The sequence below is a fragment of the Xanthomonas sp. LMG 12461 genome (genome assembly GCF_009192935.1).
Taxonomy (GTDB): domain Bacteria; phylum Pseudomonadota; class Gammaproteobacteria; order Xanthomonadales; family Xanthomonadaceae; genus Xanthomonas_A; species Xanthomonas_A sontii.
The window spans coordinates 81,615-103,432 of sequence record NZ_NQYT01000018.1; the positions used below are offsets into that span (position 1 = coordinate 81,615).

Annotated in this window: 16 protein-coding genes and 2 pseudogenes; 6 read left to right on the plus strand and 12 right to left on the minus strand. The window is 66.3% G+C overall.

Going from position 1 to position 21,818, the window contains the following annotated elements; genetic code table 11:
* Positions 1–143 precede the first annotated feature (143 nt).
* The 4 genes and pseudogenes from CEK68_RS05180 to CEK68_RS05195 form a co-directional block, all read right to left on the minus strand.
* Positions 144–2,240, minus strand: coding sequence for an ATP-binding protein (locus CEK68_RS05180; RefSeq protein WP_226977765.1), 2,097 nt, complete (start codon positions 2,238–2,240; stop codon positions 144–146).
* 552 nt (positions 2,241–2,792) lie between these two features.
* Positions 2,793–2,984 (minus strand): annotated as a pseudogene (locus CEK68_RS05185) (LysR family transcriptional regulator); the annotation flags it as partial.
* Between the two features lie 16 nt (positions 2,985–3,000).
* Positions 3,001–5,709 carry an AAA domain-containing protein gene (locus CEK68_RS05190; RefSeq protein WP_152238743.1) on the minus strand — a complete coding sequence of 903 codons (2,709 nt, stop codon included), beginning with the start codon at positions 5,707–5,709 and terminating at the stop codon, positions 3,001–3,003.
* A 177-nt stretch (positions 5,710–5,886) separates the two neighbouring features.
* A complete protein-coding gene (locus CEK68_RS05195) occupies positions 5,887–6,777 on the minus strand; it encodes a LysR family transcriptional regulator (RefSeq protein WP_043092087.1) in 891 nt (296 codons plus the stop codon).
* Between the two features lie 107 nt (positions 6,778–6,884).
* On the opposite strand from CEK68_RS05195, the gene CEK68_RS05200 reads away from it, so the two are divergent.
* From CEK68_RS05200 to CEK68_RS05210, 3 genes are read left to right on the plus strand one after another with little or no spacing between them, the layout of a single operon-like run.
* Positions 6,885–8,456 carry a proton-conducting transporter membrane subunit gene (locus tag CEK68_RS05200; RefSeq protein ID WP_152238744.1) on the plus strand — a complete coding sequence of 524 codons (1,572 nt, stop codon included), beginning with the start codon at positions 6,885–6,887 and terminating at the stop codon, positions 8,454–8,456.
* A gap of 24 nt (positions 8,457–8,480) precedes the next feature.
* A complete protein-coding gene (locus tag CEK68_RS05205) occupies positions 8,481–10,916 on the plus strand; it encodes a DUF2309 domain-containing protein (protein ID WP_152238745.1) in 2,436 nt (811 codons plus the stop codon).
* A gap of 4 nt (positions 10,917–10,920) precedes the next feature.
* Positions 10,921–11,355 (plus strand): helix-turn-helix domain-containing protein, encoded by a 435-nt coding sequence (locus CEK68_RS05210; RefSeq protein ID WP_152238746.1) that lies wholly within the window; start codon positions 10,921–10,923, stop codon positions 11,353–11,355.
* Here CEK68_RS05210 and CEK68_RS05215 read toward each other — a convergent pair whose 3' ends face one another.
* The 3 genes from CEK68_RS05215 to CEK68_RS05225 form a co-directional block, all read right to left on the minus strand.
* On the minus strand, positions 11,356–11,877 hold the full coding sequence (locus CEK68_RS05215) for an arsinothricin resistance N-acetyltransferase ArsN1 family B (RefSeq protein WP_148828994.1): 522 nt from the start codon (positions 11,875–11,877) through the stop codon (positions 11,356–11,358).
* Between the two features lie 40 nt (positions 11,878–11,917).
* A complete protein-coding gene (gene arsN2, locus CEK68_RS05220; RefSeq protein WP_152238747.1) occupies positions 11,918–12,349 on the minus strand; it encodes an arsenic resistance N-acetyltransferase ArsN2 in 432 nt (143 codons plus the stop codon).
* 126 nt (positions 12,350–12,475) lie between these two features.
* Positions 12,476–12,790: a metalloregulator ArsR/SmtB family transcription factor gene (locus tag CEK68_RS05225; RefSeq protein ID WP_148828992.1), complete on the minus strand. Its 315-nt coding sequence runs from the start codon at positions 12,788–12,790 to the stop codon at positions 12,476–12,478.
* A gap of 41 nt (positions 12,791–12,831) precedes the next feature.
* Between CEK68_RS05225 and arsH the strand changes: the two genes are divergently transcribed.
* Positions 12,832–13,566 carry an arsenical resistance protein ArsH gene (arsH, locus tag CEK68_RS05230; protein WP_152238748.1) on the plus strand — a complete coding sequence of 245 codons (735 nt, stop codon included), beginning with the start codon at positions 12,832–12,834 and terminating at the stop codon, positions 13,564–13,566.
* 333 nt (positions 13,567–13,899) lie between these two features.
* Here arsH and guaA read toward each other — a convergent pair whose 3' ends face one another.
* From guaA to folD, 3 genes are all read right to left on the minus strand, one after another.
* Positions 13,900–15,465, minus strand: coding sequence for a glutamine-hydrolyzing GMP synthase (guaA, locus tag CEK68_RS05235; RefSeq protein ID WP_010342916.1), 1,566 nt, complete (start codon positions 15,463–15,465; stop codon positions 13,900–13,902).
* A 100-nt stretch (positions 15,466–15,565) separates the two neighbouring features.
* Positions 15,566–17,023 carry an IMP dehydrogenase gene (guaB, locus tag CEK68_RS05240; RefSeq protein WP_017917282.1) on the minus strand — a complete coding sequence of 486 codons (1,458 nt, stop codon included), beginning with the start codon at positions 17,021–17,023 and terminating at the stop codon, positions 15,566–15,568.
* Positions 17,024–17,259: 236 nt separating this feature from the next.
* A complete protein-coding gene (gene folD, locus CEK68_RS05245) occupies positions 17,260–18,171 on the minus strand; it encodes a bifunctional methylenetetrahydrofolate dehydrogenase/methenyltetrahydrofolate cyclohydrolase FolD (protein ID WP_017913744.1) in 912 nt (303 codons plus the stop codon).
* 51 nt (positions 18,172–18,222) lie between these two features.
* On the opposite strand from folD, the gene CEK68_RS05250 reads away from it, so the two are divergent.
* Both CEK68_RS05250 and CEK68_RS05255 read left to right on the plus strand, forming a co-directional pair.
* Positions 18,223–18,519 (plus strand): DUF1244 domain-containing protein, encoded by a 297-nt coding sequence (locus CEK68_RS05250; protein ID WP_043092094.1) that lies wholly within the window; start codon positions 18,223–18,225, stop codon positions 18,517–18,519.
* Positions 18,520–18,523: 4 nt separating this feature from the next.
* On the plus strand, positions 18,524–19,297 hold the full coding sequence (locus tag CEK68_RS05255) for an alpha/beta fold hydrolase (RefSeq protein WP_152238749.1): 774 nt from the start codon (positions 18,524–18,526) through the stop codon (positions 19,295–19,297).
* 198 nt (positions 19,298–19,495) lie between these two features.
* On the opposite strand, the gene CEK68_RS05260 is transcribed toward CEK68_RS05255, so the two are convergent.
* Both CEK68_RS05260 and CEK68_RS05265 read right to left on the minus strand, forming a co-directional pair.
* Positions 19,496–21,343, minus strand: coding sequence for a monovalent cation:proton antiporter-2 (CPA2) family protein (locus CEK68_RS05260; protein ID WP_152238750.1), 1,848 nt, complete (start codon positions 21,341–21,343; stop codon positions 19,496–19,498).
* A 177-nt stretch (positions 21,344–21,520) separates the two neighbouring features.
* Positions 21,521–21,818, minus strand: a pseudogene (locus tag CEK68_RS05265) (IS5/IS1182 family transposase); the annotation flags it as partial.

The window sequence follows — 21,818 nt, forward strand, 5'->3', positions numbered from 1 at the left end:
TCCTGCTCAGATCTGGTGGCCATGTCGGGCCACGCCAAGCGAACCACGTAGATACGGTCATGCCACGTGTAGCGGTTCAGCCGCGCTGCACATCACCCGTAGGCTCCACACACTGGACGCTGCAGACGCCGAACCTGACCAGGTCAGTCCAGCCCGGCAAACAGGCCATGCAACTCGGCAAATCCCACCGGTTTGACCAGGTGCGCGTCGAACCCGGCCCGCGCCGAATCCTGGCGATCGCCGTCCTGCCCCCAGCCGGTCAGCGCGACGATGGTGATGTCCCTGCCCCAATCGCAGTCGCGGATGCGGCGGCACGCTTCGTGCCCGTCCATGCCGGGCATGCCGATGTCCATCAGGATCACCTCGGGGCGCACGCGTGCGCCCAACGCCAGCGCTTCCTCTCCGCCTCCCGCGGTGCGCACGTCATGTCCGTCCAGTTCCAGCAGCGCGGCCAGCGCCAGCGCGATGTCCGCATTGTCGTCGACCACCAGGATCCGGCGCACGGTTGGTGCCGGCCTGACATCTCCCGTGCCCGACACTGCGGCAGGCGCGGCGTCGGAGGGGAGCCGCACGACGAACGTGCTGCCCTTCCCTGCCCCCTCGCTGCGTGCCTCGACAGTGCCACCATGCATCTCGACCAGTTGCCTGACCAGCATCAGGCCGATGCCAAGCCCGCCTTGCGCACGCTCCAGCGTGCGGTCCACCTGGGTGAACAGTTCGAAGATGGCGTCGATCTTGTCCGGTGGGATGCCGGAACCGTTGTCCTGCACCACGACTTCGGCGCTGCCCTCGATCGCGTCGACCCGAACCTCGATGTCTCCCCCGGGTGGCGTGTACTTGCACGCGTTGGTGAGCAGATTCCCGAACACCTGGGTGAGACGGACCGGGTCTCCTTGCAAGGGCAGCGGCGTCTCCGGCAACACCACGCGCAAGCGATGCCGCTGCTGGTCCAATGCAGGACGGCAGACCTCGACGGCCTGCTGGATCACCTCGGCCAGCAGCAGCGACTCGCGCCGCAATTCCAGTTTTCCCTGCTTGATGCGATTGACGTCGAGCAGGTCGTCCACCAAGCGCACCAGCTGCCGTACCTGCCGTTCCATGACCTCGTGCGCCTTCCGCGACAACGCCTCGTTGCCATGCGAGCGCTTGAGCACTTCCAGCATGTTGCGCAACGGCGCCAACGGGTTGCGCAGCTCGTGCGCGAGCATGGCCAGGAACTCGTCCTTGCGCCGCCGCTCCTGCGCCAGCTCCGCTTCGATCTGATGCCGCTCCACCAGTTCGGCGGCCTGGCGTGCGAGCAGGTCGATGTAGCGCAGCGCGTCCGGGTCGGGGCCGCCCGGCCAGCGGTAATGATTGTTGAGCATGCCCAACAGCCGGCCATCGCGGCTGAGCAAGGGCATGCACTGGATGGAGCGGATCTGATCCTCCAGCACGATCTCCAGCCCCAATGTCCCCTGCAGGCCTTCCAGCTTCTCCACGTCGGCGACGACCAGACGCTGCACCTGCTTCGCCGCTTCCCCGCAACTGGCATCCCACCCATCCTCGCGGAAATGCTCGACCAACCGCGGGCCCAGTCCCTGATGCACGACGATCCGCAGGGTTTTCCTGACCGGATCGAAGATCTGGATGTTGCCCTTGTCGGTTCCCGAGATGTCGGCGGCCGCCGCGAGGATCTTCTGCAGCAGCGGCTCGAACTCTCCCGGCCCCACCAGCTCGGCACTCAGTTCCTGCAGGCGGGCGAGCGCCGCCATTTCCTTGCGCAGATGCGCGGCGGCCCGTTCCCGCTCCACCACGATGCTGGTCACCAGCGCGCCGAACTCGGCGACCTTGCGCTCCCACGCAGTAGCCTGCCGCGCTTCCGCAAGACACAGAAAGAACGATCCGACCGCCTTGCCGCCCTGCCCGATGGCCGGGTGCGAATAGCACGCCAGGATGCCGTTTTCCAGGCAAAGCGAGCGCCAGGGCGCGGCCCATTGCGGCGCGTGCTCCACGTCCTCGCACTCGACCGGATGCCCCTCATGGATGGCGGTCCCGCAGGTACCGATGAGCGCTTCCCCGATCGGCAAGCCGCGGATGGCCGCGGCGAATGTCGGCGGGAAGTGCGACGAGTAGCCGCCGCCCATCGTGCGGCGGTCCTCGCTCGCCAGGAGTACGCACGCGCGCGCGCCCGGAGCAAGCCGCGCCACGGCGTCGGTCAGTGCATCCAGGCATTCCTCCATCGGCGCGCCGGACGCGATCATGAGCAGCGCTTTTCTCTGCTCCGCATCCAGGCATGCATCACGTTGGGCCTGTGCAAGTTCTCGGTACACGCGCACCTGCTGGATGGCGGCGCCGGATGTTATCGAATAACACCAGCGCGATGGATTTCGGAGCGAATGGATATCCGCAAAAATGGAAACGCTTTCCGAAGAGATGCGAAAACGATGGTGGCATAGGTCACGCGTGAAGCGCGTGCGACGTGCATCTAAGTCTATGAGTGAATGCCTCGTTAGACCTCAAGCCGTGTGAGCGCTGCATGCACGGGAGTCGTGCGCTCCACGATCGCCAAACTGCGTGAGGGGGCGATGACGCTTGTTCGCATGGGCAGCAGCGCCCATCGCGTCGTCAACCGACCCTTCGAACCGCTGCGGTTGAAGGACATCGCACGATCGAGACAAGCGCATATCGCCGTGTTCGCGTCACGGGATGGCATGCCACATGTCGTCGCTTGCCTGCGCGACGAACGCGCAGCGGTCGCTCATCGCTGACACACCTAGGGTTCGTCGCAGTTGGCGAGACGTTTCGGCGAGGCGCTACGCGCCACCCGCCGCAGCCGCTGGCTGCAACAGCAGCCGCACCAGCGGATTCGGGAAGCGCCGCGACATGGTGACGACGTGGAAGGTCTCCACGATGTCCGGCAATTGATCGCCTTCCACCAGCACGCCCGCGGCGATCTCGTCCTTGACCACGATCGGCGGGAGCACGGCCAGGCCGATGTCCTCGCGCACCTTGTCAGGCTATTCAGCTCTCGGCCACAGCACTCATCCACTCTACAAGAAAATCGGTGATCTTCTCCTTGATGCCGCTTTCCACAGTGCGCAAGCGCAGGATGGCAATGCCGCTTTTGGACAAGATTCCGTTCTTCAAGCGATCCCGCTCCATCTGCTCGGGCCGGTCGTGAAGGCCGCCATCGACTTCAATTACCCCCACTGGGATCTTTCCAACCCGGAAATAAACAACAAAATCGCAACTGGCACGCGCCATGAAGGCCCGCTCGCGTTCCGTCAACTCCGGGTTGCTCGAGGCTGCGACTTGATCCAGCTTGACTTGATCGTGGAACATCAAGGCATGGCACTCGGATGTGGACAGAACCTCGCGCAGTAGCTGTGCCACGATCTGCTCGGACTTGTACTGTGAATCTTCGGGGCGCAAGCGAGCATTCAAGCGGGCCAGGGACTGGTCGTACTCGCGGTACAGCAGATCAAATGCAGAGATCACAGGCGCCCGCACGACTTGCGCACCCTCGGCGTAATAGCTGATATAGCGCACCAAGGCAGCGATGTGGCCATTGTCGGCAAATACGTCATCGCCAGTCACAAGGGTGAAGCGCTGCTTGGCTCGCGATACCGCCACATTGATCATGCGTGGGTCGTCAACGAAGCTCAGGCGCTTCGGATCCTGGTTGTAGCGCTTCTTGTCCAGCACCGTGGAGAAGACGATCTCATCGCACTCTCGACCCTGGAACTTATGCACCGTGTCTTTCACGAACTCCGCCGGCAGGCGCGAATCAGAGAGATTCACCTGCGCCCGGAACGGCGCGATGAATCCACGCCCATCGCCATCAATGCCAACCGCGTCATCCTCATCATCGAGCACCTTGAGCAGGGAATCCAATTCGCGGAGATTGGTGTTCTGACGGGTGTGGTTGCCCTTGGCGGTCACAATCAGGCGCAAAGGCGCTTCGCTTTGATCTTCGGTCATCGGCACCAATGCGTTATCGTAAAACTGCTGGTTGCAGAACTGGATGATCCTGGGATGGCAGCGATAGTGCTCTTTGAGCAGTGTCCTTGGTAGCGCCTGCTTGAACACGGCGATACACGAATCGAGCAGGCTGTAGCGCTCGCAATCGTAGGCCTCGGCGGGCGCTGACAGACCCAGCTTAACTGGAATGTGCGCCAACTGGCGGTTGTCGCCGACAACAATAAGGTTCCTCGCACAGCCCAGTGGCAAGATGCCCGGTACGATGTCCTGGAGCGAGGCCTCGTCGATGATCACGTAATCAAGGATCGTCTCCGGTGCGATCGAATTGATGATGGAGTGCGTACCGCTTCCCAGGATCGGGAAGCGCTTCAAGAAGACATCGAACCTTTGCCGGTAGGTTTTGCCATCGAAGCTGTCCGATGGCAGGGGCAGACTTTGTAGGTGTTGCTTCAGATGGCGCATGGACGCAGAAGTCATTGCATCCAACAAGGCAGTAAAGTTTCCTTGCGCCAGCGATTTGCGGCAAGCCTGCAACTCCGCCGCCTTTTCCTGTAGCTCCTTGTCGTAGTAGTGCATCTGCAGCGCATGAAACACGGACAGTCGCTCATCTGCGTTGGCGAAAGGCTTGACACGAAGGATCCCGAAGTTGAACAACAACTCGATGCGATCCCGCAGGCGGACACGCTCTTGGCCGAGATGGGCCAAGTAGGCCATCAAGTCTGCGGTCTTGTGCGGCGTCAACCCGTACTTTTCCAGCGAGACGGCAGCATGCACGCCGTTTTCCGCCTGCCATTGCTGGAGATAGCGCCGCTCGATGGTCAACTCGTCGAGTTCGGCCTGCAATTGCGCCAACCGATTGCGATCGCGCAACTGCTGCGTCAAGCGACCCAACAGACCCTGGATCTCCTCCAGCGTCGGCGCCGGCTCGGGTGCGTCAGATGGCCATGGCGGCAGATCGGCGAAAAAATCGTCGCGGTTTTCCTGATTGCCGAGTTTAGCGACCAGATAGCCCAGTCCGCACTTCTCCAACTTCTCGTAGACGTTTTCTACTGCTGCATTGTTGTTGGACAACACCGCCACTGTCTGCCCACGCAGCAGGATGTTGGCAAGGATGTTGAGAATCGTCTGGGTCTTGCCCGTCCCGGGCGGACCCTCGATCACGCTGACCTGAGCACGGAACGCATGCTCGACCGCCGCCAACTGGCTCTCGTTCAGACCGAACGGATAGATCAGGCCCGGCCCGGGGAGCAGCGTGCCGTTGTGTCCCGTGCAGTAGGCATGCAAGGCCGTTTCGACACTGACAGGCAGCCTGCCCAGCTGGTCTACGACATTGGCCGCGATCTTGCTATCTGTTTGCGACGTTGCATGCGCCTGCCGCGCCTTAGCCACCCTGATGAAATATTGCAGAACCGGCGCGCCGTTCTTCACCATCGGCGCAATGAAGTCGATTCCCTCCATTTTGAAAACGTAGGGCTTGTCGGCAGCGCCAGGGTAATGCACCACGGCATACCGCTCGCCATATATCGTCGCCTTCGCGACAGGCGTAACGTTCGTGCTGCCTGATCTGGTCAGCAGCACATCATTCAGTTCGCGAGTGGGAACGATGACGCAATCTTTGAGCGCGTGTAAAACGGCGCCCTTATTTAAGTAGGAACATTTCAGCTGCAGACCTGCGCGCTTGTCGCTCCAGATCAACCAATTGACGATCTCTGCAGTCTTGTCCTCGCCACCCACCTGGATCGACACCATACGTCTCTGTCCGTGTACTTGGCCGTCGTTCACCCTTCGACCGACAGCCAGATGCCGTTACTTATTCACATGACTTCATATTGCCAGTCTCTCTTCCGACGCAGGTAGACGGCCCAAGCGTTGCATCACGTAGCCTAGAACCTGCCTGAAGATCGGGCAATCACGGGGAAAAAGGAACTACAGGCTTTCTGCTGTTGCCGTCGGCAGCAGCAGCAGCCGCACCAACGGATTTGGGAAGCGCCGCGACATGGTGACGGCGTGGAAGGTCTCCACGATGTCCGGCAATTGATCGCCCTCCACCAGCACGCCGGCGGCGATCTCGTCCTTGACCACGATCGGCGGGAGCACGGCCAGGCCGATGTCCTCGCGCGCCAGCAGGCGCATCATCGCCATGTCCTCCACCTCCGCCACGATCTGCGGTCGCACGCCCAGACGATCGGCCAGGGCGTCGAATCCCGCGCGCACGCTGTTGTCCACCGTCGGCAGGATGATGGGATGCTGGCGAAGCCGATCGGCGATGCTGGCGGCATGACCCAACCGGTCCGGCGTGCCCACCAAACTGACCGGGCGCTCGGCGAGCCGATGGGTCACGAACGGGGTCAGCGCGTCGGTGGCCGGCGCCTGGTTGAGCAGGACCACGTCGAGATTGAGCGCCTCCAGCGCCCGCAGCAGTTCGCCGGCACTGCCCGAGCGCAGGATCAGGTCGATGTCGGTTCGGCCGAGCAGCGGCCGCAGGAACTCCAGCTGGAAGTTGCGCGACAGCGTGGCCAGCGAGCCGACCCGCAGCGCCTGCCGCGCGGCGCCGGTCTGCCGCAGCGTGCCCAGCAGTTCGTCGCCGGTGGCGAAGATCGCATCGGCGTGGTCCAGCGCGATCTGCCCCGCCTCGGTCAGGTGCAGTTGCCGCCCGCGCCGCTCGAACAGTGCATGGCCCAAACGCTCCTCCAGCTTGCGGATCTGCACCGACAAGGCGGACTGGGTGAGGTTGAGCCGCTCGGCGGTGCGGGTCAGGTTGCCGTCGTGGGCCACAGCCCAGAAGTAACGCAGGTGGTTGTAGTTCAAAGCGGCCATTGTTCGATAATAACGAACGATATCATGAAAACAATGAATTTTTGTTCGACCCCGCCGATCGCTATCGTGGCGCCGCCCGCCACTGCGCTCGATCCAAGGGGATTGCCTTGTCGCTCTATCTGCTGCCGCTCTCTGCCCCACTCCTGCTGCTGGTCGCGGCCGTGTTCGGCTTTGTCCGCAGCGGCCGACGCCCCCGCTTCCTCCCCGCCTTCGCCGAACGTGCCGCGCTCGGCGCACTGCTCGTCGCCATCGCCTCGCTGGCGCTGCTGATCGCCCGCGGCGCTGACGGCAGCGCATTTATCGGATGGAGCGGCATCGGCCTGTCGGTCCGGCTCGATGCGGTGAGCACCACGATGCTGCTGCTGGTCGCCTTCGTCGGCTGGATCGTGGTGCGCTACACCCGCACCTATCTGGATGGCGAAGCGCGGCAGGGCTATTTCACCGGCTGGCTTTGCGTCGCGCTCGCCGCGGTGCTGCTACTCGTGCAGGCCGGCAACCTGGTCCAGGTCGTGCTGGCCTGGATCGCCACCAGCATCGCGCTCAATCGTTTGCTGCTGTTCTATCCCCAGCGTGTGGCCGCGCAACGCGCCGCGCGCAAGAAGCGCCTGTTCTCCAGCATCGGCGCCATCGCCCTGGTGAGTGCGGCCGCGCTGGTCTGGAACAGCCTGGGCACCACCGACATCGCCACGATCAACACCCTGGCCCGCAGCGGCCAGCACGACTGGTCGCTGACCGCGGCCGCCGCCCTGCTTGCGCTGGCCGCGGTGCTGAAATCGGCGCAGTTCCCGACCCACGGCTGGCTCACCGAGATGATGGAGGCGCCCACACCGGTGTCGGCGCTGCTGCATGCCGGCGTGGTCAACGGCGGCGGCTTCCTGCTGATCCGTTTTGCCGACCTGATGCTGGCGGCCCCCGGCGTGCTCGCCGTGCTGGCCATGCTGGGCGGGTTCACCGCGCTGTTCGGCGCGCTGGTGATGCTGACCCAACCCGCGATCAAGACCTCGCTGGCCTGGTCCACGGTCGCGCAGATGGGCTTCATGATTCTGCAGTGCGGGCTGGCGCTGTTCCCGCTGGCGCTGCTGCACATCGTCGCGCACTCCCTCTACAAGGCCCATGCCTTCCTGGCCTCCGGCGGCGCCGTCGAGCAGGTGGCGTCCATTCGCCGGCCTGGGCCGGTCGCCGTGCCCAATGGGGCGGCGGTGTGCCGCGCCTTCCTGATCGCGCTGGCGATCTATGTCGGGATCGGCGCCGCCTTCGGGTTCGCCTTCGGCTTCGAGCACAAGTCGCCGCAGGCGCTAGCCCTGGGCGCCATCCTGATCTTCGGCGTCGCCTATCTGCTGGCCCAGGGTCTGGCCGATGCCGCACCCCGTCCGCTCACCCGAAAAACCGTGCTCTACGCCAGCGCGGCCGCGGTCGGCTACTTCGCGCTGCAGACCGCAGCCGAATGGCTGACCACCGGGGTGCTGCCAGCGACGCCGGCGCCGGGTCGGCTGGAGTGGACGCTGATGGCGCTGGCGGTGCTGAGCTTCGGCCTGGTGGCGGTGGCGCAGGCGCTGTTCCCGCTGTGGGCGACGCACCCGGCCGCCGCCGGACTGCGCATGCATCTCGCCAATGGCCTGTATGCCAACGCCACGCTCGATCGCCTGCTCGGCGGCTGGTCCGTCCGCAAGACCTCGTGACTCCCTAACCGCCAGGACACCGCCATGCTGATGACCACCACCGACGCACCGTCCTTGTCTCACGAGCTGATCATCGCCGCCGCCGCGTGTGCGGCGCGGGCCATTCCCCCGCTTTGGCCGCTCGCCTCGAGCGTGGCGGTCAACCCCTTCCTCGGCCAGACCGGCGAACCGCTGCCGATCGCGGCGGCGCGGCTGCGGCGCGCCGCCGGCATCGCCGTGACCATGCCGCGCGCCTGGTATGCGCAGCGACTGCAGTCCGGCGAGATCGCCGAAGAAGATCTGCAGGCGGCCTGGCACAACGCGCCGGCGGCGCTGCGTCCGCCGAGCGTGTCCGCACTGAAGCTCGTCATCGAAGCCACGCGCCCTGCCCCGCAGGCGATCCCGACCGTCGCCGATCTGGCACGCGATGCGTCGCTGGTCGACTGGCCGGGCATCGTCGAAGAGCGCATCGGACACTGGGCCGCCAGCTACTTCGACCAGGGCCAGGCGCTGTGGGTCGCCGGGCAGTCCGGCGGCGCCTACAACGCGTGGCGGCTGGTCGCGACACGCGATCTGACGCCGGAAATCGCCGGACTCACCCGATTCGCACAGCAGGTGGCGGACGCGCCAGCGACTGCCGAAGAGGCGATCGTCGAGGGCGTCGCCCGCCTCGGCCTCGCGCCAGACGCGCTGGAGAACTATTTCCACCGTCTGCTGACCACGCTGGGCGGCTGGAGCCAGGTCGCCCGCTATCGGCTCTGGCAAGCGGAGTTGAGCGGCGGAACCGATGCCTGCGTGACCGATCTGCTCGCCATCCGCATCAGTTGGGAAGCCGCCCTGCTGGGCAAGTTCGGTGCGGAGATCGCGCCGCAGTGGCGAAGCGCCGTCGCCGCTTACGCCACGCCGGTGGCGGCGACTTCGGACGACGTCGTCGACAGCCTCCTGCAGGAAGCGGCCGAACGAGCCACACAGCGGCGGCTCGGCAGCGTGCTTGCAGCGCCCGCCTCGGCCCCGGTCGCCCCCGACCGGATGACGTTGCAGATGGCCTTCTGCATCGACGTACGCTCGGAAGTGTTCCGCCGCGCGCTGGAAAGCCTCGATGCCGGCATCCAGACGCTCGGATTCGCCGGCTTCTTCGGGCTGGGCATCGGCCATCGGCGCTTCGCTTCGGACGTGGTCGAGGCACGCCTTCCGGTGCTGCTGACACCAGCGGTGCACACCTGCGCAGGAGCGGCGACGGCCTCGGTGGCCGAGGCGGACCTCGCCGCGCGGATCGCGGCGCGTGCGAAGCGTGCCTGGGGACGCTTCAAGCTGGCCGCCATTTCCTCGTTTGCCTTCGTCGAGGCCACCGGCCCGATCTATGTCGCCAAGCTGCTGCGCGATGGCTTGGGACTGACGCGGCAGGCGGCGCCGAACGATCCCGCGCCGCGCCCGGCCGAGGCGCTCGACCTCGACACGCGGCTGACCATGGCCACGCGCATCCTCACCGCGATGTCGCTCACCACCGGGTTCGCTCGACTTGTCGTGATCGCCGGCCACGGGGCAAACGTGGTCAACAATCCGCACGCCAGCGCCCTGCACTGCGGCGCCTGCGGCGGCTACTCGGGCGAAGTGAACGCGCGGCTGCTCGCCGCGCTGCTCAACGACCCCGAGGTGCGCGCCGGGCTTGCCGAGCGCGGCATCGCCATTCCCGCCGACACGCTGTTCGTCGGCGCCCTGCACGACACCACGACCGATGCGGTCACGCTCTACAGCGCCGACCATGCTTCGCCCGCGCATACCGCCGACCTCGACCAGGCGACGCGTTGGCTGCACGCCGCCGGCACGCTGGCGCGCGGCGAGCGGGCACTGCGCCTACCGCGCGCGCAGCGCAGCCAGGACATCGCGCATCGCGCCCGCGACTGGGCCGAGCTGCGCCCGGAATGGGCCCTGGCCGGCTGCCAGGCTTTCATCGCCGCGCCGCGTGCGCGCACGACCGGACGCGACCTGGCGGGACGCGCCTTCCTGCACGACTACGATTGGCGGCGCGACAAAGGTTTCGGCGTGCTGGAATTGATCCTGACCGCCCCGGTGGTGGTCGCCAGCTGGATCAGCCTGCAGTACTACGGCTCGACCGTCGCGCCCGAGGTCTTCGGCGCAGGCAACAAGCTGCTGCACAACGTCACCGGTGGCATCGGCGTGGTTGAGGGCAACGGCGGCCTGCTGCGCGGCGGACTCCCCTGGCAGTCGGTCCACGACGGCGAACGGCTGATCCACGAACCGTTGCGGCTGTCGGTGCTGATCGAAGCACCGACCGACGCGATCACCGACATCCTCGAACGCCATCCGCAGGTTCGCGCGCTGTTCGACAATCGCTGGCTGCATCTGTTCGCGCTGGACGACCAGGGCCGCATGGCGTCGCGCTACACCGGCGAGTTGCGCTGGGAGGCGTGTCCTGGCGATGCGCCGCCCAAGCGCAGCGCCGTGCCGGCACACGCGTGACCGGATGTCACCTGGTCACATCGACCCACCTGTCGACGTCCCTGCACCTGATGCGGGCGGCTGTCTGGCGACGCGTCAGATCCTGGATCGCATCGGCGACAAGTGGAGTCTCTACATCGTCGCCATGCTGGCGAACGGCCCGCAGCGCTTCAACGCATTGAAGCGTGGCATCGACGGCATTTCCCAGCGCATGCTGACGCTGACCCTGCGCGGACTGGAATGCGATGGACTGGTCACGCGGACGCTGTATCCGACGATCCCTCCGCGCGTGGATTACGCACTGACCGACCTTGGACGCACGCTATTGAAGCCGGTCATGGCGCTGGTCCATTGGGCGAACGAGAATCAACGCGCCATTGCCGAAGCGCATCGACGTTTCGACGAGGCGCCGGAGCAAGATCAGGTCTTGGTTCAGGGCGTCGTCTACCAGCGTCGCTAGTCAGAGCGCGTTTTCGTGGGGCGCGGCTGGAAGAAGCAACTGCCAGTACACGACATCCACCCAACGGCCGAGCTTGTAACCGACCTCCTCGAAGTGCGCGACCTTCTTGAACCCCAGCGCCTGGTGCAGCCGGGCACTTGCATCGTTCGGTTGAGCGACACCGCCGATGACCACGTGCAACTCCAGCCGTCGCAGTGTTTCCAGCAGCGCGCCATACAGGACAGCGCCCAGCCCTCGCCCCCGATGCCCATCAGCCAGGTAGATCGTGGATTCCACCGAACGCTGGTACGCCTTTCTCGCTCTCCATTGTGTGGCGTAGGCATACCCGGCAACCTCGTCGCCCACCAGCGCCACCAGCCACGGAAGGCCGACGCTCTGGACGTCTGCAATGCGCCTGGCCATGTCGGCCGACGTCACGGGATCCAGTTCGAACGTGACGCACGTGTTGGCGATGTAGTGGTTGTAGATGTCCGCGATGCGCTGGGCATGCACGGGACTGGCCGAAACGATGGTCGCTGTCACGGTCACCGGCTTCCTTTGTTGATGAGAGGCAGCGCCTGGATCACAGGAGCTTCGACATGCAGACGGCGCTGGACGGACAGAGGCGTTCGAACTGGCTCGACGCCACGACCAGCGGCGGCACCTGCCGTCGGTCGCACTGTACGTAGCCCATGGCGGCGAACACATCCTGCGCCGTCGTGGTCAGCAGATACAAGGCAAGCACCTCACGCTGCATAGCCAGGCGCTCTGCCTCCCGAACCAGCCGACGCCCGAGGCCATCACCGCGATGCCCCTCCGCGACGCACAACGAACGCAGCACGCCATGTTCGCCATGGAATTCGACAGCCACCGTGCCGACCAACCCACCCCGACGCGCGGCAAGGAACTGTCGCGACGCGTGATCGGCGATCAGGTCGGAGGTCGGCAACCCCGAGGACTGCAGCAGTTCTTCCATCTGCGGATCGAACTGCGCCAGGCTGATCACGACGTCCATGACATCACCTCGATATGTGCAGAAGACCGAAACGACGGTTGGCGGCAGCCTGGTGATGCGCCGTCGGCGCCGCATGAGCCGTGCCCACGCTCATGTCGCAGCCATCCCGCATCGAATGGCAAAGCGTCAGCAAGTCCGTCCCTCTCCGCAACGCACGTCGCCGCCACAGCAGTTCTCGGTCAGGTAATCGAGCAGACGCGTCATCGTGTCGAACTCGGCGCGATAGCAGACCGTCCTGCCCCGTTGCTCGGCGCGGATCATCCCGACAGCCGCCAGCTCCTTCAGGTGGAAGGACAGGGTCGGCCCCGGCAGGGTCAGCGCGCTGGCGATCTCGCCCGCCAGCTTGCCCGCCGGTCCGGCCTGGACGAGCAGCCGGAAGATGGCCAGACGGGTCTCGTGGCCCAGTGCCGACAAGGCCTTGGTTGCGGTCAAATGTTCCATTATTTTAGAATAATAGAATTAATGAACCCAGGCAATCGATCATGGACCTTCCCAATCTGGATGCAACGCTTGCGCCCGCAGCGGATCGCGCGCGCCTGGCCGCCGGCGATGCCGAGCACAAGCCGCGCATTCTGATCCTGTATGGATCGCTGCGCCCGGAGTCCTACAGCCGAAAGCTGGCACTGGAAGCGCAACGGCTGCTGGACTACTTCGGCGCCGAAACCCGCGTCTTCGATCCGCACGACCTGCCCATGGTCGATGCCGTCGGCCCGGACCATCCGAAGGTGCAGGAACTGCGCGCCGCTTCGCTGTGGTCGGAAGGCCAGGTCTGGGTGAGCCCCGAACGTCATGGCGCGGTGTCGTCGGTCTTCAAGAACCAGATCGACTGGCTGCCTCTGCAGGAAGGCAGCGTCCGCCCGACGCAGGGACGCACGCTCGCGGTGATGCAGGTTTGCGGCGGATCGCAATCCTTCAACGTGGTCAACGCGCTGCGCATGCTTGGGCGCTGGATGCGGATGGTGACCATCCCGAATCAGTCGTCGGTCCCGAAGGCCTGGCAGGAGTTCGACGCCAATGGCCGCATGAGACCATCGGCGTACTACGACCGCGTGGTGGACGTCATGGAGGAACTGGTGAAGTTCACCTATCTGGTGCGCGGCCGCAGCGACTACCTGGTCGACCGCTACAGCGAGCGCAAGGATACGCAGACCGCCGCTGCACTGGCGGCGGCCGCAGGCGCGGTCGAAGCCACCCAGGCGGCAAAGACCGTGCCATGAAGGCCGTGATCTGCCACAACCCGGAATGCGGCACCTCGCGCAACACCTCGCTCTGATCCGCCACGCGGGAGCACACCCACAGGTCGTCGAATACCTCAAGACACCTCCAAGCCGGAAGCGACTTGTGGAGCCGATCGCAGCATCCGGGCTGACGGTGCGGGAGGTTCTTCGAAGAAAGACACGCCGTATCAGGCGCTGGAGCTACGCAGTACCAAGCTGACGGACAGCGACCTGCTGGACTCGATGCTGGAAGGCGAGCGGGAACACTACCGAAATGCCAAGCCTGCTTCAGGGCGCGCCGATCAGCCAGCGCCGCCCACGAAGGAGGTCACCTCACTCCCACTCGATCGTCGCCGGCGGCTTCCCCGAGATGTCGTACACCACCCGCGACACGCCGCGCAGTTCGTTGATGATGCGATTGCTCACCGTGCCGAGGAAGTCGTACGGCAGGTGCGCCCAGTGCGCGGTCATGAAGTCGATGGTCTCCACCGCGCGCAGCGCGATCACCCATTCGTAGGCGCGGGCGTCGCCGACCACGCCGACCGACTTCACCGGCAGGAACACGGCGAAGGCCTGGCTGGTCTTGTCGTAGAGGTCGGCCTTGCGCAGTTCGTCGATGAAGATCGCGTCGGCCTTGGCCAGCAGTTCGGCGTACTCGCGCTTCACTTCGCCGAGGATGCGCACGCCCAGGCCGGGGCCGGGGAACGGATGGCGGTAGACCATGCTGCGCGGCAGGCCGAGTTCGACGCCGAGGCGCCGCACTTCGTCCTTGAACAGTTCGCGCAGCGGCTCGACCAGGCCCAGCTTCATGTGCTCGGGCAGGCCACCGACGTTGTGGTGGCTCTTGATGACGTGGGCCTTGCCGGTCTTGCTGCCGGCCGACTCGATCACGTCCGGGTAGATGGTGCCCTGCGCCAGCCACTTGGCGTTGCGGAGCTTGTTCGACTCTTCGTCGAAGATCTCCACGAACAGGTTGCCGATGATCTTGCGCTTGGCTTCCGGATCGCTGACGCCGGCCAGCGCCTGGAAATAGCGGTCGGCGGCGTTGACGCGGATCACCTTGACGCCCATGTGCTCGGCGAACATCGCCATCACCTGATCGCCTTCCTGCCAGCGCAGCAGGCCGGTGTCGACGAACACGCAGGTCAGCTTGTCGCCGATCGCCTTGTGCAGCAGCGCGGCGACCACCGACGAATCGACACCGCCGGACAGGCCGAGGATCACTTCGTCGTCGCCGACCTGGGCGCGCACGCGGGCGATCTGGTCGTCGATGATGTTGGCCGCGGTCCACAGCGTGGCGCAGCCGCACACGTCGACCACGAAGCGGCGCAGCAGGGTCTGGCCCTGCAGGGTGTGGGTGACTTCCGGATGGAACTGCACGCCGTACCAGCGCTTGGCCTCGTTGGCCATGGCCGCGACCGGGATGCGGTCGGTGACGGCGGTGATGGTGAAGCCCGGCGGCACCTGCGAGACGTGGTCGCCGTGGCTCATCCACACGTTCAAACGCGAGGCGCCTGCGTGATCGGTCAACCCGGAGAACAGCGCATCGGCAGCGACCACCTCGACCTCGGCGTGGCCGAACTCGCGCTGGTCCGCCGCTTCGGTGGCGCCGCCGAGCTGCGCGGCGAGGGTCTGCATGCCGTAGCAGATGCCGAAGATCGGCAGGCCGCTGTCGAACACTTCCTGCGGCGCGGCCGGCGCGCCCGGCAACGTGGTCGATTCCGGGCCGCCGGAGAGGATGATGCCTTTCGCCCCGAAGCCGGCGATCTCGGCCGGATCGTGGTCCCACGCCCAGATCTCGCAATACACGCCCAGTTCGCGAATGCGCCGCGCGATCAACTGCGTGTACTGCGCACCGAAATCGAGGATGAGGATCTTGTCGCTATGGATGTTGGTCATTGGGGCCGGGAATCGGGAACGGGGAATCGGGAGTGGGCAAAGCGGTGCAGACGCTGGTTCATCGATTCCCGACTCCCGATTCCCCATTCCCGGATGGGCGTCAGCCCATCCTGTAGTTCGGCGGTTCCTTGGTGATCTGCACGTCGTGGACGTGGCTTTCGCGCTGGCCGGCACCGGTGATGGTGACGAACTTGGGCTTGGTGCGCATGTCCTCGATGGTGGCGCAGCCCACGTAACCCATGGTCGCGCGCAGGCCGCCGATCAACTGGTGGATGATGCCGCTGAGTGGACCGCGGTACGGCACGCGGCCTTCGATGCCTTCCGGCACCAGCTTGTCGGCGTCGGAGGCGTCCTGGAAGTAACGGTCCTTGCTGCCCTTCTCCATCGCGCCCAGGCTGCCCATGCCGCGGTAGCTCTTGTAGCTGCGGCCCTGGAACAGTTCGACTTCGCCCGGCGCTTCCTCGGTGCCGGCGAACAGGCCGCCGACCATCACCGTGGAGGCGCCGGCGACCAGCGCCTTGCCGATGTCGCCGGAGTAGCGGATGCCGCCGTCGGCGATCAGCGGGATGCGGTCCTGCAGCGCCTCGGCGACCATATCGATCGCGGTGATCTGCGGCACGCCGACGCCGGCGACCACACGCGTGGTGCAGATCGAGCCGGGGCCTACGCCAACCTTGACCGCGTCGGCGCCGGCGTCCATCAGCGCCAGCGCGGCGTCGCCGGTGACGATGTTGCCGCCGATCACCTGCAGCTGCGGGTAGGTCTTCTTGACCCAGGCCACGCGGTCGATGACGCCCTGCGAATGGCCGTGCGCGGTATCGACGATGACCACGTCCACGCCGGCCGCGGCCAGCAGTTCGATGCGCTGTTCGGTATCGCCGCCGACGCCCACCGCGGCGCCGACCAGCAGCCGCGTGGCGGCGTCCTTGGCGGCGTTGGGGTTGTCGGTCTTCTTCTGGATGTCCTTGACCGTGATCAGGCCGCGCAGCTCGAAGCCGTCGTTGACCACCAGGATCTTCTCGATGCGATGGCGGTGCAGCAGCTGCAGCACCTCCTCGTCGCTGGCGCCTTCGCGCACGGTGACCAGGCGATCCTTCTTGGTCATGATGTGGCGGACCGGATCGTCGAGCTTCTTCTCGAAGCGCATGTCGCGGCTGGTGACGATGCCGACCAGTTCGCTGCCGTCGACCACCGGCACGCCGGAGATGTTGCGGGCGCGGGTGAGTTTGAGCACCTCGCCGATGGTGGTCTCCGGACCGACCGTGAACGGCTCGGTGATGACGCCGGCCTCGAACTTCTTGACCTTGGCCACTTCGGCCGCCTGCTGCGCCGGGGTCAGGTTCTTGTGGATGATGCCGATGCCGCCGAGCTGGGCCATGGCCACCGCCAGGCGGTGCTCGGTGACCGTGTCCATCGCGGCCGAGAGGATCGGCAGTTTCAGGCGCAGGTCGCGGGTCAGCCGGGTTTCCAGGCTGACGTCCTTGGGCAGGACGGTCGAATGGGCGGGGACGAGCGAGACGTCGTCGTAGGTGAGAGCTTCAGCCTGGATGCGCAGCATCGGCGGACCCGAGTATGGGGAAGCGCGGCATTTTAACGCATTGGGGCGGGGATTGGGGATTCGGGAGTGGGGATTCGTCAAGGCGGCGCCCTGCGCGGTCGGACCGTTTGCCTCTCTTTCAGCAGGGCGATCTCGACGGACTGCCGATCCCGCATGCAAACCGGAAAGGCCGCGCATGCGCTTTTGCTCCGCCTTTAACGAATCCCGAATCCCGATTCCCAAATCCCGCGCAGCCTTCAACGAATCCCGAATCCCGAATCCCGACTCCCAGCCGCCTCAGCGGCCTCGATCGTGTTCTGCATCAGCGTGGCCACGGTCATCGGCCCGACCCCGCCCGGCACCGGCGTGATCCAGCTGGCGCGCTGCGCCGCCGCGTCGAAGCCGACGTCGCCGACCAGGCGGCCGTCGTCCAGACGGTTGATGCCGACGTCGATCACCACCGCGCCGGGCTTGACCCACTCGCCCGGGATCAGCCCCGGCCGGCCCACCGCCACCACCAGGATGTCGGCGTCGCGCACCCGCGCCTGCAGCACCTCCGGCGGGGTGAACTTGTGGCAGCAGCTGACCGTGCAGCCGGCGATCAGCAGCTCCAGCGCCATCGGCCGGCCGACATGGTTGCTGACGCCGACGATGGTGGCGTTGCGCCCGCGCACCGGCTGGTCGGTGTGCGCCAGCAGGGTGACGATGCCGCGCGGCGTGCACGGGCGCAGGCCGAATTCGCGCAGCGCCAGGTGGCCGACGTTCTCCGGATGGAAGCCGTCCACGTCCTTGCGCGGATCGATGCGGTGGATCAGCCGGCTGGCATCGGGGATGCCCGGCAGCGGCAACTGCACCAGGATGCCGTGGATCTTGGGATCGGCATTGAGCCGGTCGATCAGCGCCAGCAGTTCGGCTTCGCTGGTGCCCGCCGGCAGGTCGTAGTCGAACGCCTCGATGCCGACCTTTTCGGCCGCGCGGCGCTTGTTGCGCACGTACACCGCCGAGGCCGGATCGCCGCCCACCAGCACCACCGCCAATCCGGGCCGCGGTTGCCCGGCCGCCAGCCGCGCGTCGACCCGCGCCTTGAGCTCGTCGAGCAGGTCTTCGGCGATGCGCCGCCCGTCGAGGATGCGGGCCGGGACGGAGGAGACGGGCGCGGAATCGGTCATCGGGGCGGGCGGGTGTAGAGTCGGGGGATGTCCATTGTCCCCGATTCCGCCATGACCGACACCACCCGCATCGAGGCCGCCGCCTTCCGTCGCCTGCTGCAGCACCTCAATCAGGTCCGCCCTGACGTGCAGAACATCGACCTGATGATCCTGGCCGGGTTCTGTCGCAACTGCCTGGCCGACTGGTATCGCGAGGCGGCGGCCGCCGAAGGCGAAGACCTCAGCAAGGAGCAGGCGCGCGAGCGCGTCTACGGCATGCCGTTCGCCGACTGGAAGGCGCAGCACCAGGCCGAGGCCACACCTGAGCAACTGGCCGCCTTCGCCGAGGCGCAGCGCAAGCACGGCTAGCGCGATGCTGCGTTACACCGCGATCGCGGCGGCCATTCTCGCCGCGGCCTATGTGCTGGTCTGTGCCTTGCTCTACCTGGGCCAGCGCGACCTGCTGTATTTCCCGCAGGGCACGCGGGTGGCACCGGCGCAGACCGATTTCGCGCTGCGTCGCGGCGCGGACGTGGAGCTGCGCGGCTGGCAGGTCAATCCCGGTCGCGACAAGGTGCTGCTGTACTTCGGCGGCAATGCCGAGGATCTGCGTGTCGCCCGCGCGCAGTTGCAGGCCGCCCTGCCCGACCACAGCCTCTACCTGCTCGCCTACCGTGGCTACGGCGCCAGCGACGGCAAGCCCAGCGAGACCGCACTGGTGGGCGATGCCGTGGCGCTGTACGACCATGTGCGCGCCGCGCAACCACAGGCACAGATCGCGGTGCTGGGGCGCAGCCTGGGCAGCGGCGTGGCCAGCCAGTTGGCGGCGCGGCGCGCGGTGGCGCAGCTGGTGCTGGTGACGCCGTTCGACAGCCTGGTGTCGGCGGCGCAGGCGCACTACCCGTGGGCGCCGGTGCGCTGGCTGCTGCGCGATCGCTACGACTCGGCGCGCGCCTTGCGCGCCTATGGCGGCCCACTGCTGATTCTGCGCGCCGGCCGCGATCAGGTGGTGCCGCCGGCCAGCACCGATGCCCTGCTCGGGGCCCTGCCGCAAAGCCCGACCGTGGTCGCCTTCGCGCAGGCCGACCACAACGACATCAGCGACGATCCGGGCTACGTGCGGGCGCTGCAGGCGTTCCTGCGCTGAGGCGGCATCGCTCGGGCGTGGTACTCGAAAGGTACCCGGGAGTCGACTGTCATGCAGCCACGACGCGCGAAGTGGTGTGTGCTTCCGAAAGCGCAATGCGTCGGGACTGAAGTCCCTCCCACAGTGCATCCGGCGGGCTCGTCGCAAGTCCCTATCGGTTCCCACACGGGCACCGCACACAAGGCTGCCTTGCCGTGGCTAATCGCCGCGACGCGGCTCGCCGGGCTCGACCGGCACGCCTTCCGGATTGAGCGTGCGGCTCTCGCGCCGCGGCGGCGTGAACGGAGTCGGGGTCGGCACCACTGGAGTGATGTTGCCGTACATCAGGCCCCTGCCAGCACGCACGTCGCCGGCGGCGATCTCCAGTTCCAGCCGCTCGGCATCGCGGCGACGGATCTCGCGGGCGATAGAACGCGCCTCGCTCTCCTCCATGCCCAGTTCGATCAGCGCGGCCTGGCCGAATTCCACAGCCGATTCGAAGGTCTCGCGGATGTGGTAATCCACGCCAGCGGCGATCAGCTCCAGCGCGTGCTCGCGGTCGTAGGAGCGCACCAGCAGCTTGGCCTGCGGAAACTCGGTGGTGGCCAGTTCGACGATGCGGTTGGCCGCTTCGCGGTTGTCCACGCACACCGCGATGGCACGGGCGCTGTGCGCACCGGAAGCGTGCAGCACGTCCAGGCGGGTGCCGTCGCCGTAGTAGATCTTGAAGCCGAACTTGGCCGCGCTCTGGATCATCTCGATGTCGTTGTCGATGATGGTCACGTCCACGTCGCGCGCCAGCAGCGACTGGCTGGCGACCTGGCCGAAGCGGCCGAAACCGATGATCAGCACACTGCCGTTGAGGCCGTCGGCTGCATCCACGCCTTCCATCGACGGCGCCTCCACCGGTGCCCAGCGCCGGTACAGCAGCACGAACAGCGGCGTCAGCGCCATCGACAGCACCACGATGGCGGTCAGGTTGGCATTGATCTGCGCGTCGATGACCCCGGCACCGCTGGCGGCGGCAAACAGCACGAAGGCGAACTCGCCGCCCTGCGCCATCAGCACGCCGCGATCCAGCGCCTGCGCATGGCCGCTGCCGGTGAGCCGCGCGACCAGGTAGATGCACGCGGCCTTGGCGGCCATGAAGGCAAGCACACCGCTGAGGATCAGCGTCCAGTTGGCCGCCACCACCGCCAGGTTCAGCGCCATGCCGACACCGAGGAAGAACAGCCCCAGCAGGATGCCGCGGAACGGTTCGATGTCGGCTTCGATCTGGTGGCGGAAGGTCGATTCGGACAGCAGCACGCCGGCCAGGAACGCGCCCATTGCCATCGACAGCCCGCCGAGCTGCATCAGCAGCGCCGCGCCCAGCACCACCAGCAGGGCGGCCGCGGTCATCACCTCACGCGCCTTGGCCGCCGCCAGCAGCCGGAACAGCGGGTTGAGCAGCCAGCGCCCCGCCGCCAGCAGGCCGACGATCGCCGCGGCGCCGATACCGATGCCGATCCAGCGCGACGGCGCAGACGCGTCCGCCGGTACCGGCGCCATCCACGCCACCACCGCCAGCAGCGGCACGATCAACAGGTCCTCGAACAGCAGGATCGCGACGATCTTCTGCCCCGCCGGCAAGGCGATGTCGCCGCGCTCGCCGAGCAACTGCATCACCACCGCGGTGGAGGTCAGCACGAAGCCGGAGGCCGCGATGAAGGCCACCGGCAATGGAAAGCCGAAGGCCAGTCCGACCCCGGTCAGCACGCTCGCGCAGACGATGATCTGCGCAGTACCCAGGCCGAAGATCTGCTTGCGCAGGCTCCACAGATGCGAGGGCCGCATTTCCAGGCCGATCACGAACAGGAACATGACCACGCCCAATTCGGCGACGTGCAGGATCGCCTGCGGATCGGAGAACCAGCCCAGGCCGAACGGCCCGATCGCCAGGCCGGCGGCGAGATAGCCGAGCACCGAACCCAGGCCGAGCCTGCGAAACACCGGCACCGCCACCACAGCCGCGCCGAGCAGCGCTACCACCTTGATCAATTCGCTGCTGTCGGCTGCACTGGTCATGCGCCGATTCTACGCACAAGGTCCGGACATCCCCATGGAGCGGACTGCGACATGAGGGCGCCTCGAACAACCTGCCACGACCTGGAGCCAGGAGTAGCATCTGTCGCAACGGCACCAGAGCGGCGCCTGATCGTGGTGGTTGGGAGGCTGAGGTGGCCGCTGGGCTACCTCAGCCGATCACGCTGGCACCATGGCCCGCTCCTGTAGCCGTGCCAGCCGCATCACGTTATGGCTGGCGACCTTCAGCCCGATCACCACCTTTGCCCGCGCCAAGCCGATGCAGCGTACGAACTTGCCGCCTTGTTGAGCCAAGCGCGCAAACGGGTGCTCGCCGAACACCCGATCCTTGGCAATTCGACGGTTCCGGCGCTTTGCTGCCTCGCTCAAGGGCTTGCGTGCCTGCCCTTGATGTTGGATCGCGGGGCGGTAACCACGCCTTTTCAGGTCTGCTTCCCGCGCTGCATCGGCATACCCG

Coding starts and splice junctions, on each gene's coding strand:
- CEK68_RS05250 (WP_043092094.1), top strand. CDS start 18,223: ATGACCGACACCACCCGCATCGAGGCCGCCGCCTTCCGTCGCCTGCTG.
- CEK68_RS05205 (WP_152238745.1), top strand. CDS start 8,481: ATGCTGATGACCACCACCGACGCACCGTCCTTGTCTCACGAGCTGATC.
- arsN2 (WP_152238747.1), bottom strand. CDS start 12,349: ATGGACGTCGTGATCAGCCTGGCGCAGTTCGATCCGCAGATGGAAGAA.
- CEK68_RS05180 (WP_226977765.1), bottom strand. CDS start 2,240: ATGATCGCGTCCGGCGCGCCGATGGAGGAATGCCTGGATGCACTGACC.
- arsH (WP_152238748.1), top strand. CDS start 12,832: ATGGACCTTCCCAATCTGGATGCAACGCTTGCGCCCGCAGCGGATCGC.
- CEK68_RS05195 (WP_043092087.1), bottom strand. CDS start 6,777: ATGGCCGCTTTGAACTACAACCACCTGCGTTACTTCTGGGCTGTGGCC.
- CEK68_RS05210 (WP_152238746.1), top strand. CDS start 10,921: ATGTCACCTGGTCACATCGACCCACCTGTCGACGTCCCTGCACCTGAT.
- guaA (WP_010342916.1), bottom strand. CDS start 15,465: ATGACCAACATCCATAGCGACAAGATCCTCATCCTCGATTTCGGTGCG.
- CEK68_RS05190 (WP_152238743.1), bottom strand. CDS start 5,709: ATGGTGTCGATCCAGGTGGGTGGCGAGGACAAGACTGCAGAGATCGTC.
- CEK68_RS05255 (WP_152238749.1), top strand. CDS start 18,524: ATGCTGCGTTACACCGCGATCGCGGCGGCCATTCTCGCCGCGGCCTAT.
- guaB (WP_017917282.1), bottom strand. CDS start 17,023: ATGCTGCGCATCCAGGCTGAAGCTCTCACCTACGACGACGTCTCGCTC.
- CEK68_RS05225 (WP_148828992.1), bottom strand. CDS start 12,790: ATGGAACATTTGACCGCAACCAAGGCCTTGTCGGCACTGGGCCACGAG.
- CEK68_RS05260 (WP_152238750.1), bottom strand. CDS start 21,343: ATGACCAGTGCAGCCGACAGCAGCGAATTGATCAAGGTGGTAGCGCTG.
- folD (WP_017913744.1), bottom strand. CDS start 18,171: ATGACCGATTCCGCGCCCGTCTCCTCCGTCCCGGCCCGCATCCTCGAC.